Annotated in this window: 14 protein-coding genes; 10 read left to right on the forward strand and 4 right to left on the reverse strand. The window is 70.6% G+C overall.

Going from position 1 to position 12,164, the window contains the following annotated elements; all coding sequences use genetic code 11:
• Positions 1-58: 58 nt before the first annotated feature.
• Positions 59-1,537, forward strand: coding sequence for a glycoside hydrolase family 3 protein (locus tag IEY87_RS26870; RefSeq protein ID WP_189141561.1), 1,479 nt, complete (start codon positions 59-61; stop codon positions 1,535-1,537).
• A 4-nt stretch (positions 1,538-1,541) separates the two neighbouring features.
• Positions 1,542-2,213: a pentapeptide repeat-containing protein gene (locus IEY87_RS26875; protein ID WP_189141562.1), complete on the forward strand. Its 672-nt coding sequence runs from the start codon at positions 1,542-1,544 to the stop codon at positions 2,211-2,213.
• A 63-nt stretch (positions 2,214-2,276) separates the two neighbouring features.
• On the opposite strand, the gene IEY87_RS26880 is transcribed toward IEY87_RS26875, so the two are convergent.
• Positions 2,277-2,942: an NIPSNAP family protein gene (locus IEY87_RS26880; protein ID WP_189141563.1), complete on the reverse strand. Its 666-nt coding sequence runs from the start codon at positions 2,940-2,942 to the stop codon at positions 2,277-2,279.
• A gap of 212 nt (positions 2,943-3,154) precedes the next feature.
• Between IEY87_RS26880 and IEY87_RS26885 the strand changes: the two genes are divergently transcribed.
• The 3 genes from IEY87_RS26885 (at position 3,155) to IEY87_RS26895 (ending at position 4,660) form a co-directional block, all read left to right on the forward strand.
• Positions 3,155-3,412 carry a hypothetical protein gene (locus tag IEY87_RS26885; RefSeq protein WP_189141564.1) on the forward strand — a complete coding sequence of 86 codons (258 nt, stop codon included), beginning with the start codon at positions 3,155-3,157 and terminating at the stop codon, positions 3,410-3,412.
• Positions 3,413-3,494: 82 nt separating this feature from the next.
• Positions 3,495-3,755, forward strand: coding sequence for a hypothetical protein (locus IEY87_RS26890; protein WP_189141565.1), 261 nt, complete (start codon positions 3,495-3,497; stop codon positions 3,753-3,755).
• A gap of 83 nt (positions 3,756-3,838) precedes the next feature.
• Positions 3,839-4,660 (forward strand): ATP-grasp domain-containing protein, encoded by an 822-nt coding sequence (locus tag IEY87_RS26895; RefSeq protein WP_189141566.1) that lies wholly within the window; start codon positions 3,839-3,841, stop codon positions 4,658-4,660.
• Here the strand turns inward: IEY87_RS26895 and IEY87_RS26900 are convergent.
• The 3 genes from IEY87_RS26900 to IEY87_RS26910 all read right to left on the reverse strand — a co-directional run bounded on the left by IEY87_RS26900 (position 4,650) and on the right by IEY87_RS26910 (position 7,612).
• Complete coding sequence (locus tag IEY87_RS26900; RefSeq protein WP_189141567.1) at positions 4,650-5,396, reverse strand: SDR family oxidoreductase; 747 nt, start codon at positions 5,394-5,396, stop codon at positions 4,650-4,652. The genes IEY87_RS26895 and IEY87_RS26900 overlap by 11 nt on opposite strands.
• Before the next feature lie 38 nt (positions 5,397-5,434).
• Positions 5,435-6,730 carry a DUF2252 domain-containing protein gene (locus IEY87_RS26905; protein ID WP_189141568.1) on the reverse strand — a complete coding sequence of 432 codons (1,296 nt, stop codon included), beginning with the start codon at positions 6,728-6,730 and terminating at the stop codon, positions 5,435-5,437.
• Positions 6,731-6,940: 210 nt separating this feature from the next.
• The gene (locus tag IEY87_RS26910) at positions 6,941-7,612 is read right to left on the reverse strand and encodes a flavin reductase family protein (RefSeq protein ID WP_372462286.1); all 672 of its coding nucleotides are present in this window, start codon (positions 7,610-7,612) and stop codon (positions 6,941-6,943) included.
• A gap of 134 nt (positions 7,613-7,746) precedes the next feature.
• Here IEY87_RS26910 and IEY87_RS26915 point away from each other — a divergent pair, with 134 nt between their 5' ends.
• From IEY87_RS26915 to IEY87_RS26935, 5 genes are all read left to right on the forward strand, one after another.
• Entirely contained in the window at positions 7,747-8,901 is a 1,155-nt protein-coding gene (locus IEY87_RS26915; RefSeq protein ID WP_225278068.1) for a thiolase C-terminal domain-containing protein, read from the forward strand.
• Positions 8,902-8,928: 27 nt separating this feature from the next.
• On the forward strand, positions 8,929-9,330 hold the full coding sequence (locus IEY87_RS26920; protein WP_189141569.1) for a Zn-ribbon domain-containing OB-fold protein: 402 nt from the start codon (positions 8,929-8,931) through the stop codon (positions 9,328-9,330).
• 521 nt (positions 9,331-9,851) lie between these two features.
• Positions 9,852-10,574 (forward strand): GntR family transcriptional regulator, encoded by a 723-nt coding sequence (locus IEY87_RS26925; protein WP_229699392.1) that lies wholly within the window; start codon positions 9,852-9,854, stop codon positions 10,572-10,574.
• 196 nt (positions 10,575-10,770) lie between these two features.
• Positions 10,771-11,373 (forward strand): GNAT family N-acetyltransferase, encoded by a 603-nt coding sequence (locus tag IEY87_RS26930; protein WP_189141571.1) that lies wholly within the window; start codon positions 10,771-10,773, stop codon positions 11,371-11,373.
• Positions 11,374-11,481: 108 nt separating this feature from the next.
• A complete protein-coding gene (locus tag IEY87_RS26935) occupies positions 11,482-12,162 on the forward strand; it encodes a copper homeostasis protein CutC (RefSeq protein WP_189141572.1) in 681 nt (226 codons plus the stop codon).
• Positions 12,163-12,164 lie beyond the last annotated feature (2 nt).

The following is a 12,164-nucleotide window of genomic DNA, read 5'->3' on the forward strand; positions in this document are numbered from 1 at the left end:
GGCTGACGTTCGAAAATGCCTCTAGCAAATAAGAAACTTTCCTATTAGATTTCGAGTCATGTCCAAGAGCGGTGACCTCCTCGCCATGGCCGACGCCGTGCTCCTGCCGGGTTTCGCCGGCCACACCCCGCCGGACTGGGTGCGCAGAAGGCTCGGCGAGGGCCTGGCCGGGGTCGTGCTGTTCTCCCGCAACATCGCCGATCCGGCCCAGGTCACCCGGCTGACGGCGGCGCTGCGCGCGGAGAACCCCGCCGCCCTGATCGGCACCGACGAGGAGACGGGCGAGGTGACCCGGCTCGAAGTCGGCACCGGCAGCACCCGTCCCGGCGGCTACGCGCTCGGCGTGGTGGACGACGTGGCGCTGACCGAGGCGCTCGCCGCGGACCTGGCCCGTGACCTGGCCGCCGCCGGCATCACCATCGACTTCGCACCCTCCGCCGACGTGAACTCCAACCCGGACAACCCCGTCATCGGCCTGCGGTCCTTCGGCGCCGACCCCGACCTGGTCTCCCGCCACACCCGGGCCTTCGTCCGGGGCATGCAGTCGGTCGGCGTGGCCGCGTGCGCCAAGCACTTCCCCGGCCACGGCGACACCTCGGTGGACTCCCACCACGGCGTGCCCAGGGTGGCCTCCGGCGGGATCGAGGACGCCCTGCGGCCCTTTCGCGCGGCCATCGAGGAGGGAGTCCGGTCCATCATGACCGGCCACCTCCTGGTGCCCACCTACGATCCCGAGCTGCCCGCCACGCTCAGCCCCAAGGTGCTCACCGGGCTGCTCCGCGAGGAGCTCGGCTTCGACGGCATGATCGTCACCGACGGGATCGAGATGACCGCCGTCTCCGGCGTGCACGGCATCGGCGGGGCCTCCGCCCGCGCCATCGCGGCCGGCGCCGACGCCATCTGCGTCGGCGGCGAGCGGGCCGATGAGGCGACCGCGATCGGGGTGCGCGACGCGATCGCCGCCGCCGTGACCGAAGGACTGCTGCCCGAGGAGCGCCTGGCGGACGCCGCCCGCAGGGTCCGCGAGCTGGCCGGCTGGACCGCCTCCTCGGGCAGCGCCCCCGGCGCGAACGGCCACCTGGGCCTGAGCGCGGCCCGCCGCGCCGTCCGCGTCACCCGCAGGTCCAGCGCCGCCGTGCTGCCGCTCACCACCGCCCCGCACGTGCTGGAGCTGTCGCCGGAGATGAACCTGGCCATCGACAAGGGCACCCCGTGGGGAGTGGCGGGACCGCTGGCCGGGCTGCTGCCCGGCACCACCGTGACCAGGTTCGCCGCCGGTCAGGCCACCGGCGCGGCGATCGAGGACCTGCTCGCCGGCGCGGCCGGACGCCCGCTCGTGGTCGTGGTCCGCGACGTGCACCGCCACCCCTGGCAGGGCGAGGCGCTGCGCCACCTGCTCAGCGCCCGGCCGGACGCCGTCGTGGTGGAGATGGGCCTGCCCGAGCGCTCCGACCTGGGCGCGGTGCACATCGCCACGTACGGCTCCGCGATGGTCTGCGGCCGTGCCGCCGCCGAGGTGATCACCGGTAGCCTCTGACACCGTGAACTTCGACGGCGAGGATCTGTCCCGTAAGTCCCTGACGGACCGGCTCGCGCCGGACGAGACGCACGTCTTTCGCGGGTGCGACCTCACCGAGACGGATCTGTGGGGAGCCTCCCTGGCCGGGGCGCGGTTCGAGTCGTGCGTGCTGGAGCAGACCGACTTCCGCAAGGCCGACCTCGACGGCGCGGTCTTCACCGGCGGCGGCGGACCGCGCGTCAGGTTCAGCGACGCCGACCTCATCGACGTGACGTTCACCAGCGTCGACCTGTCCGCCGCGCAGTTCGGCGGCGCGCTGCTGACCGACGCCTCCTTCACCGGCTGCCGGCTGATCGGCGCCTCGCTCACCGGCTCGCGCGGCACCGGCTTCAGGGTCACCCGCTCCAACCTCACCCTGGCCAACCTCGGCGGCTGCTCGATGCGCGGCGACGTGATCGAGGGCGTCCGCTTCGACGAGGCCGACCTGTCCGGCTGCGACTTCACCGAGGCCACCTTCAGCGACTGCAGGCTGCGCGGCGCCAAGCTGCTGAAGACCGTCTTCACCCGGTCCGACCTGCGCGGCGCCGACCTCGGGGAGATCGACGACGCCAGGCTGCACGCCTTCGCCGGCGCGACCATCAACAGGGCCCAGGCCGACGCCATCCTGGCCGCCCGGGGCATCAACGTGCTCTGAACGTCTCCTGAGGTATCAACGTGCTCTGAACGTCTCCTGGGGCATCAACGTGCTCTGAACGCCTCAGCGCAGGGCCGACCGGGCCGCCGGCGCGAGCCGCAGCCGCCGCGGCGCCGCCGTGAGGAACCCCTCCAGCGCCGGCACCTCCACCACACGCTCGTCCTCCGCCCGCTCGAACCGAGCGAACCACACGAAAACCTCCTCCCCTGTACGTACGGGCAGCGCCGGAAAGGTGTTGACCGCGTGCTCGCTCGCGAAGCAGGCGACCGGCGCCGCCCCGCCCTCGGCCAGCACCGGTGCCGCCCGCTCGGCGAAGAACTGGTGGAACGCCCCCGTGGCGTCCGGGTCGACCTGGCAGATCGTGGCCACGTACACCGAGGAGGGCAGCGCGGCGGCCCCCACGGGCGGGCGCGGCGACCGCCGGAAGCCGTAGCCGGCCGGGCGCAGGAGGAGGACGTCGTCGGAGTCGATCATGGTGGCGTTGGCCGCGTCCCGGTGCGCCTTCCAGACCGGCCCGCCGTAGAAGGCGGACAGGGCGGCCTTGCGGCTGTCCATGTCCGTGAACGCCCGGAGCCAGGGGAAGGTGTCGGGCGCGTCGAGGTCGCGGAAGTGGCCGACGACGTCCATCCCGGCGCTCTCCTGCGTCTCCACGAACTCGCGCTCGAACAATCCGATCAGCGTGTCCCGCTCACCGGGGTGCAGCGTGTAGCGCCTCAACTCGTAGATCATGCGGCCGACGTTATGGCGCTACCACTGACATCCCTTGTCAGTGACTTTGCCAGAAGAATGTTCTGATTACCTAACGCTACCGATTCATGACTCACGGTTATATAGTCGCTGTGACCTTGATCCTCATGGGTCAAGACAGGTCAAGGGGGTGTGGCACGCCTTCGGGCCCTGGCGTTCCGCCACCCCTCGAAGCCAACGGCGAAGGAGCTCAAGTGATCAGAAAGCTGTGCGTCACCGGTGCCGTGGTCGCGGCCACGGCGGGCGTCACGCTGCTGGCCGCCCCCGCGCACGCGGACAGCTGGGCCGGCAACTCAAGCCGCAACACCGAAGCGTCCCGGTCGGGGAACAACTTCGCGAACGTCGGCGCGGTCAACCGGGGCTGGGGCTGGTCGACCAACGTCAACAACATCAACGGCATCGCCACGACCGCGACGAACGACAGCATCGCCGTGACCTACATCTTCTACTGATCCGATCACGGTTTCCCGCCGGGGCCCACTGTCCCGGCGAGCCTCTGAACTCTCGACCTAACCTCTGTGGAAGGAAATCGACATGATCAAGAAGCTCAGCGTGACCGGGTTCGTCGTTGCCGCCGCCGCGGGCCTCACCCTCGTCTCCGCCCCGGCCTTCGCCGACACGGACAACCGCAACTCCAGCCGGAACGAGGAGACTTCGCAGTCGGGCAACAACTTCGCCAACATCGGCGCGGCCAACTTCGGCGGCCGGAGCTCGACCAACGTCAACAACATCAACGGCAACGCGGCTGTCGCGTCCGATGACAGCCGGGCGGCCTTCGGCGTCCGCGTCGACTAGCCGATCCCGGCACGCGCACCCGCGCTCGGCGCGGAGCGCGGGGGCGTGTGCCCAGTTTCTGGTTCGGCACTACCATCGCCAGGATGACTACCTGCGCATATGTGACGTTCGATGACCCCGATGGCCATGACGACGAGCGGACGACGGCTCTCGATGCCTGGCACGCGACCGGAATCAACGGCCGGCCCGAACGCTGGGACGATCCCGGCGTCGACTGGGCCGCCTATGACGCCGTCGTGGTCCGATCGGTCTGGGACTACGTGGACCGCAGGGCCGAGTTTCTCTCCTGGGCCCGGCGGGTGGAGTCCGTCACCCGGCTGCTGAATCCGGCCGCCGTTCTTGACGCCAACACCGACAAGACCTACCTGCGTGACCTCGGTGTGCCGATCGTGCCCACCCACTGGTCGGCGCGGGAGTTGCCGCTCTGGGACGACTACGTCGTCAAGCCCGCGATCTCCGCCGGCGCCCGCGACACGATCAGGACCGCCGACCGCGACCGCGCCCAGGCGCACGCCGCCGCCCTGGAGGCCGCCGGGCGCACGCCCATGGTCCAGCCCTACCTCGACATGGTCGAGTCCGAGGGCGAGACCTCGCTCCTCTACTTCAACCGCCGCTTCAGCCACGCCGTCCGCCGCACGCCGATGCTCGCTCCGGGCATGACCGCCGCGGACGGCGTACGGGCGCAGTCGCGCACCCCGGCCCCGGACCAGGTCGAACTCGCGGAGAAGGTGCTTGCCGCCATCCCTCAGGCCCTTCTGTACGCCAGGATCGACCTGGTCCGGCTTCATGACGGCAGCCCGGCGGTCATCGAGGTCGAGCTGACGGAGCCGTACCTCTATCTGCGGGCCGAGCCTGAGGCGGCGGCGCGCCTGGCCGCGGCCCTGCGCGAGCTGATCAGCAGGTGATGCCGCCGTCGACCGGGATGACGGTGCCGGTCAGGTAGGCGCCGGCGCGGGAGGCCAGGAAGATCGCCGCGCCGGCCATGTCGTCCGGGTGGCCGATGCGGCCCAGGGGGATGCTGGCGGCGATGGCCGCACGGGTCGCCGGGTCGTCGAGGGCGAAGGCCATCATCTTGGACTCGAACGGGCCGGGGGCCAGCGCGTTGACCGTGATGTGCTCGGCGGCCAGCTGCTTGGCGAGGTGCCTGGTCAGCATGTGGACGGCCGACTTGGTGGAGGAGTAGGCGAAGGTGTCCATCTCCGGCACCCTGATCCCGTCGATGGATCCCACGTTGATCACCCGCGCCGGGTCCTCCGCGCCGGCCGCCTGGCGCAACTGGGGCAGGAAGCGCTGGGTCACGTAGAAGACCCCCTTGACGTTGATGTTCCAGAGCTTGTCGAAGGCGTGCTCGGGATAGTCGGCCAGGGGCGCGCCCCAGGTGGCGCCCGCGTTGTTGACGAGCACGTGCACCGGCCCGTCGACGGCCGACACCAGCGCCTCCACCCCCTCGGGCGTGGACAGGTCCGCGACCACCGAGGAGCAGCCGAGCTCCGCGGCCGTCTTCTCCACCTCGGCGGCCTTGCGCGCGGAGATGTGCACGTGCGCGCCCGCCTGGACGAATCCGGCCGCGATCATGCGTCCGATACCGCGCGAACCGCCCGTGACGACGACGGTCTTGCCTTCCACCGAGAACAGAGTCATGTCTCGGAAGCTTGCCATACCGAACGGTCGGTTGCCAGTCAGATCCCGGGCAGCCGGCCGTTGCGGAACAGGTCGACGAACCGTTGGTGGTCCTCGCGGGCCTGCGCCCCGTAACGGTGCGCGAAGTCCACCAGCACCTCGGTGAAGCCGGCCCTGTCGTCGGCCACCACCCCCACGATCGCCTCCTCGGTGGAGAAGCTCACCAGGTCATGGCTGGACTCGTCGTCGGCCACCGAGTGCATGCGCGCCACGGCCCGGCCCAGGTCCTGGACGATCGCCTCCAGCTCCGCCGGCTCGCTGACGTCGTCCCAGTCCAGATCCGCGGAGTAGGGCGACACCTCGGCCACGAGCTGCCCCACCCCGCCCAGCGTGGTGTGGCCGAGCCAGGGATCGGCGTAGGCCTGCAGCGCCCGCTGCGACTCGGCGGTCCGGTGCCCCTGATGGCGGAAGTAGTGGGTCACCTTCTCATCGGTGATGTAGCGCGCCACCGCCGGCACCTGCGCCTGCTTCATGTAGAGGATGACGTCGTTCTCCAGCGCCTGTGACGTGCCCTCCAGCAGCAGGTTGTAGGAGGGCAGCCCGGCCGAGCCGATGCCCACGCCCTTGCGCAGCGCCACGTCCTTGATGACGTGCTCGACCGGGCTCGACGGCGTCGGCAGCGTCGTCAGGTAGTCCTCGAAGGCCGCCAGCACCTGCGCCCGGGTCCCGGCCTCGACGGGCTCGCGCCCCTCCATGAACGCGAAGCGCCGGTCGTACTCCTCGACCACCGTCTCCACCTCCAGCATCGCCACCCGCGTGCGCAGTCGGGCCGTCTGCAGCACCCGGTGCAGCACTCCGGAGGTGGTGTCGAGCGTGAGCGACCCGATGGCGTCGTCGCCGCCGCGCGCGATGGCGGCCAGCTCGGTCAGGTAGGCCCCCGCGAAGCCGCCGACGAGCCCGCCGATCACCTCGTCCGACAGCGCCTTGGCGTAGCCCAGCAGCGCCACGCTCGCGGCGAAGCGCTTGAGATCCCAGAGGTACGGGCCGACGTACGCCTCGTCGAAGTCGTTGACGTTGAACACCAGCACGCCCGAGGCGTTCATGTAGGTGCCGAAGTTCTCCGCGTGCAGGTCGCCGTGGATCCACACCCTGCTGGTGGCCGGGTCGAGATAGGAGTCGTCGGCGTACGGCCCGGTCAGGTCCGCGTAGAACAGGGACGCGCTGCCCCGGTAGAACGCGAAGGGGGAGGCCGCCATCTTCCGGAACTTCCTCCTGAAAGCGGGAGGATCACGCTTGATCGATTCGCCGAACTCCGCCATGAGGACATCGAGCAGGAACGAGGAGCGTGTGCCCATACCTTGGACAGTAGATCCCGCCGGCCTCTTCCGCCTAGCCTGGCGCGGTTCTGACCAGCACGGTTCACCTGGCGGTCCTTCACCCGGCGGTCCTTCACCCGGCGGTCCTTCACCCGGCGGTCACTCACCTGGCGGTCACTCACCTGGCGGTCACTCACCTGGCGGTCACTCACCTGGCGGTCGCCCGACCGCCGGCCACCCGGCCGGCGGTCACTCGACGAAGCCGCCGTAGCCGCCGCGGTAGAACACCAGCGGGCCGCCGTCGGCGTGGGTGTCGAGTTGCTGCACCCGGGCCACCACGATCATGTGGTCGCCGGCCGGGTGCTCGGCCTCCACCACGCAGTCGATCCAGGCCAGCGCGCCGTCGAGCACCGGGTTGCCGCCGGGGGAGCCGGTCCAGCGCAGCCCGGCGAACTTGTCGCCGCCCCTGGACGCCAGCTGGGCGCAGACGGCCTGCTGGTCCTCGGCCAGCACGTTCACGGTCAGCGCCGTCGCGCCCCGCACCCGCGGCCAGCTCGTGCTCGTGTGCGCCACGCAGAACGCCACCAGCGGCGGATCCAGCGACACCGAGGTGAAGGAGTTGGCCGCCAGGCCGTACGGCCGGCCGTCCACGGGGTCGAGGGCGGTGATCGCCACCACTCCGGTGGCGAACCGGCCGAGCACCGACCGGAACGTCTTGCTGTCGAGATGGCCGTCTTCTCGGCAACTGCCGCTGGAAGGGCCGGTCGGCATGGCGGCTCCGTTGCGAGTGCTGCGCTGGCGAGGCGTCAAGGCAGCGACCCGCCGATCCGGTGCGATCACCCCGGTCGGCGCGAGCGCGGTCGGTGGCGTGTGCGGCGCGATCGTTCCCGGTGCGATCAGACCGGCGGCGTGCGTGCCCATGGTCGTCTCCTCTTCACCCTGACGCGGCAATCATACCAAGCGCTTGCTTGGACGGTAGGCGCGCGGCCGAAGGGCTGTCAAGCGGAATGCGGTACGCGTTGACATGTCGTGAATTTCCCGCCTAGCGTGACGATGTGGCCAAGCGCTTGCTTGAATTCAGGGATCGTACGGCCGTGGCCGGCGTGGGATACACGGCCTTCACCAGGGACTCCGGCGTCAGCACGCTCACCCTGGCCTGCCGCGCGATCATGGCCGCGCTCGACGACGCCGGACTGGGCCCCGGTGACGTGGACGGCCTGGCCACCCATCGGGTGGGGGACTCCGTGGCGCCCACCGTGGTCGGTCCCGCGCTGGGCGTGCACGATCCCACTTGGCACCTGGACCAGTTCGGCGGCGGCAGCGTCTCGCACGCCGTGGTCGGCCAGGCGGCGCTCGCGGTGGCGGCGGGCCTGGCCGAGACCGTGGTCTGCTACCGGGCCGTCAACGCCCGCTCGGAGTTCCGGATGGGCGGCACCGGCCGGGGGCTGCCGGTCAGCCCGGAGATCCAGTTCCAGGCCCCGTACGGCTACGTCGCGCCACCCCAGCAGTACGCCATGTATGCCCGCGCTCACATGCTGAAATATGGCACTAAAGCCGAGCATTTCGGGCACATCGCCGTCACCCAGCGCGCGTCGGCCGCCAAGAACCCGCGCGCCCTCATGCGCACCCCCATCACCCTCGACGACTACCTGGCCGCCAGATGGATCGCCGAGCCGTTCCGGCTCCTCGACTGCTGCCTGGAGACCGACGGCGCCTGCGCCCTGGTCATCACCACGGCCGAGCGCGCCCGTACCCTCCGCCGCCCGCCGGTGCTCATCTCCGCCGCCGCCTGGGGCGGCGGCGCCTCGCACCTGTCGGGCGGCGCCGCCGACCCCACCACCTCCGCCGCCGCCGCCCTCGCGCCCCGCCTGTACGCCCAGGCCGGGCTGGGCCCCTCGGACATCGACGTCGCGGAGCTCTACGACTGCTTCACCTACTCCGTGCTCGTCCAGCTGGAGGACTACGGCTTCTGCCCGAAAGGCGAGGGCGGCCCGTACGCGGTCTCCGCCGGCCGGCTCCCGGTCAACACGCACGGCGGCTTCCTGTCCGAGGGCTACGTGCACGGCATCAACCACATCGCCGAGGCCGTCTCCCAGCTCCGTGGCGACGCGGCCGACCGCCAGGTGCCCGGCGCCGAGGTGGCCCTGTCCACCGCCCAGCCCGGCTACATCCTGCCCGCCACCTCCGCCCTCATCCTGACCAAAGGCTGAGCGCGCCCTCCGGCAGAAAGGCCCGCCGTGCGTGAGAGACCAGCTCCGGTGCCGGATCGGGACTCGGCGGGGTGGTGGGAGCTGCTGGCCCGGGGCGAGTTCGCCGTCCAGCGCTGCGCGTCCTGCGACACCCTCCGCTTCCCGCCGAGGGCCTTCTGTCCCGCCTGTCACCGCGAGGGCGCGCACTGGGCGGCGATCGAGCCGGAGGGGACGGTGGAGAGCTGGATCGTCAACCATCAGGCTTTCACCCCCGGCGGCGCGGAGCCGTACCTCGTGGTGATGGTGCGGCTGGCGGCGGTGCCGGGCTGCTTCGTCTACGGGAACTGGCGCGGTGCTCGCGAGCCCCGGGGCGGGCAGGCGGTGCGGGGTGTGCACACCAGGGCGGGCGACGGGGTGGTGCTCCTGGACTGGCGGCCGGCCGGGCCGTGATCGGGGTGGGTAGGAGCGCGCGCCCTGGCGGGCGTGGGGGACCCGCCAGGACGCGCTTCCTGCCCCGTGTGCGGCGACGCCAGGACTCCGGCGAGGGATGGAGTCCTAGGCCGAGTGATCGCACACGGAGATGGTGGGGGAGTGACCCTCTTGCGAGGACTCCGGAGGTCGGCGAGCGGTGGAGTGCGCTCTGCCATGCCGGCCGGGTCGGACGTGCCGTGCCCGATGCTCAGGTCGCCCGTTGCTCTGGTTGATGTGGGTGAATCCCATGCGACGCACCGCGTAACGCAGTAAACGTGTTGCTTCGCAAGGGCTCTCCCAGGGCAGGTACGGCGTACCCGCGCGGACCGGCACCACCGGCCCTCACCCCCTCACCGGCCTTTCGATGGATTTGTACCAACGAATGGATGATGCGGCCGACTATGCCGTCCGGTCAAGGGGTGATGGCCTGCTAGAACCAGATCGTCTAAATTGTTGGAACAAAAGGGGTGAAAGTGGCAAGGTCGGTGCTGTATCAGCAGGTGGCTTCGGAGCTACGAAGGGCCATCTACTCCGGCATACTCGGCCCCGGAGCGCAGCTGCCGACTGAGGCACAACTCATGGAAGACCATGGGGTGAGCAGGAACACCGTCAGGTTGGCCCTCGGTGAGCTGGTGAATGAGGGACTTGTCACACGCACGCCGCGACGCGGCACGGTGGTCAGGGACCGCCGGCCGCTGCTCATCTATCCCCAGCGGGAGCTGGAGCCACAACCCGCGGGGGAGCTGCGGGAGGCCTTCGCGTTCGCCGTCACGCAGGAGGGCCGCGCCTTCAGTCAGTACATCGAGGTGCTGACCGTCTCGCCGGTCGAGGAGATCGCCAGCCGGCTGGAGCTGGCCGACGGGCAGCTCGCGGTGGTGCGGCGCCGCCTGAGATTCGTGGACGGCCAGCCGTACAACACCAACGACTCCTACTTTCCCCGGGACCTGGTGGCCAACTCTGAGATCGCCCGTCCCGGCGACATCGAGCGCGGCGCCAATCGGGTGCTCGGGGAGCTGGGGCACGCGCAGGTACGCGTGGTGGACGACATCTGGGCGCGCATGCCCAACCAGGAAGAGGCTGAGCGGCTCCAATTGGAGCTGGGTACACCAGTTGTGGTTTATGTCCGAGTCGGATACGACGAGGGTGACATACCGGTGCGCGTTGCAGTGTCGGTGCTACCTGCCGACAAACATCTGATCAGATACGAGCTCGACCGCCGCTGACCGAGCTCGGTTGGGGGTGATCCGCCCGGCCGCGGCGCAGCGAGCTTGCATTCTCGCTGGGCGCGGGGAGTCGTGCACGCTCCCCCAATGGCGATTTATCCGTATATATCGGGCTATTCGCCTAATTGGCGTCGCGTCCCATTGTGCCATTACTCATCGTATCCGATACAACGCACACAGCGACGAAAGGTGACCCATGTACGCCAACACCCTGCTCCAACCGCTGACACTCAGGAGGGCAGAGTCCGACGATCTCCGGGGGATTCTGGCCCTCCTGTCCGACACCGCCGAATGGCTGTATTCGCGGGGCGTCCGCCAGTGGCCCCGGGACGGCTTCGGCCCCGAGCGCATCGAGCCCCTCATCGAGGAGCGGGTGCTGTTCCTCCTGGAGGACGAGCTCCGCTACTTCGGTCCCGGCGAGCCGGCCCCTCCGGTCGCCACGATCGCCCTCGACGGCCACGCGGACGCGGAGTTCTGGACCCCCCACGACGACCCCAGCGCGGCCCTGTACGTCCACAAGCTGGCCGTGGGGCGCCTCTGGGCGGGCGGCGGGCTGGGAGACGCCCTGCTGGACTGGGCGGGCCGCACCGCGTACGAGGCGGGGCTGCCGTGGCTGCGGCTCGACTGCGCCAAGGGCAACCCCGGACTGCAGGGCTACTACCGCAGCAGGGGCTTCCGCCACGTGCGGACGGTCGACCTGCCCCATCGGGCCTCCGGCGCGCTCTTCCAGCGCCCGGCGACGGACGTGGCGATCACGGAGTTCCGTGATCTCACCTTCGCAGAGCTGATCAGCGCCTGATCCTGATCCCTGCGCCTCCGAGCTCCGGGCCCGGATCGTGGCCCGCTCGGAGGATCTTCTCTGCCGTTTAGGGCGAAAAGGTGCAGAGCGCCATATAACCTCGGCAGCATGACCGGATCCCTCCTCGAGGTGATCGCGCTGAACGTGCGCGACGCCGTCGCCGCGGAACAGGGCGGCGCCGACCGCGTCGAGGTCGTCACCGACATGGCGGCAGACGGGCTGACCCCGGCGCCGGAGACGGTCGCGGCGATCGCCGCGGAGTGCCCGCTGCCGCAGATGGTGATGTTGCGAAGCCGCGCCGGGTTCACCGCCGACGCCGACGAGCTCGACCGGCTGCGGCGCGACGCCCGAGCACTGGCGGAGGCGGGGGCGGCCGGGTTCGTGTTCGGCTTCCTCGACGAGGCCGGCGCGGTCGACCTGGCCGCCACCCAGGCGCTCATCCACGGGGTGTCGCCGCTGCCGTGGACGTTCCACCGCGCCGTCGACCACGCGGCCGACGTACAGGCGTCCTGGCGGGCCGTGCGCCTGCTGCCCAACCTGGCGACCGTCCTGACCTCCGGCTCGCCCAAGGGCGTCGCCGACGGCCTGGCGGTCCTGAAGCACCGCACGGACGCGGGCGACGGCTCCATCATCCTGGCGGGCGGCGGCCTCAAGCCCACCCACGTGCCCGACCTGCTCGACTACGGGGTCCGCGCCTTCCACGTCGGCTCCGCCGTCCGGCGGAGCTGGTCCGATCCGGTCGACGCGCGCCTGGTCCGCCGCTGGCGCGCCCTGATCGAACGCGACTGACC

This window comes from Nonomuraea glycinis, from assembly GCF_014646515.1.
Classification (GTDB): domain Bacteria; phylum Actinomycetota; class Actinomycetes; order Streptosporangiales; family Streptosporangiaceae; genus Nonomuraea; species Nonomuraea glycinis.

What these genes read in the sequence shown, in the direction of transcription:
- IEY87_RS26870 (WP_189141561.1), top strand. Translation starts at nt 59, where the DNA reads ATGTCCAAGAGCGGTGACCTCCTCGCCATGGCCGACGCCGTGCTCCTG.
- IEY87_RS26905 (WP_189141568.1), bottom strand. Translation starts at nt 6,730, where the DNA reads ATGGGCACACGCTCCTCGTTCCTGCTCGATGTCCTCATGGCGGAGTTC.
- IEY87_RS26930 (WP_189141571.1), top strand. Translation starts at nt 10,771, where the DNA reads ATGTACGCCAACACCCTGCTCCAACCGCTGACACTCAGGAGGGCAGAG.
- IEY87_RS26935 (WP_189141572.1), top strand. Translation starts at nt 11,482, where the DNA reads ATGACCGGATCCCTCCTCGAGGTGATCGCGCTGAACGTGCGCGACGCC.
- IEY87_RS26895 (WP_189141566.1), top strand. Translation starts at nt 3,839, where the DNA reads ATGACTACCTGCGCATATGTGACGTTCGATGACCCCGATGGCCATGAC.
- IEY87_RS26880 (WP_189141563.1), bottom strand. Translation starts at nt 2,942, where the DNA reads ATGATCTACGAGTTGAGGCGCTACACGCTGCACCCCGGTGAGCGGGAC.
- IEY87_RS26890 (WP_189141565.1), top strand. Translation starts at nt 3,495, where the DNA reads ATGATCAAGAAGCTCAGCGTGACCGGGTTCGTCGTTGCCGCCGCCGCG.
- IEY87_RS26910 (WP_372462286.1), bottom strand. Translation starts at nt 7,612, where the DNA reads ATGGGCACGCACGCCGCCGGTCTGATCGCACCGGGAACGATCGCGCCG.
- IEY87_RS26900 (WP_189141567.1), bottom strand. Translation starts at nt 5,396, where the DNA reads ATGACTCTGTTCTCGGTGGAAGGCAAGACCGTCGTCGTCACGGGCGGT.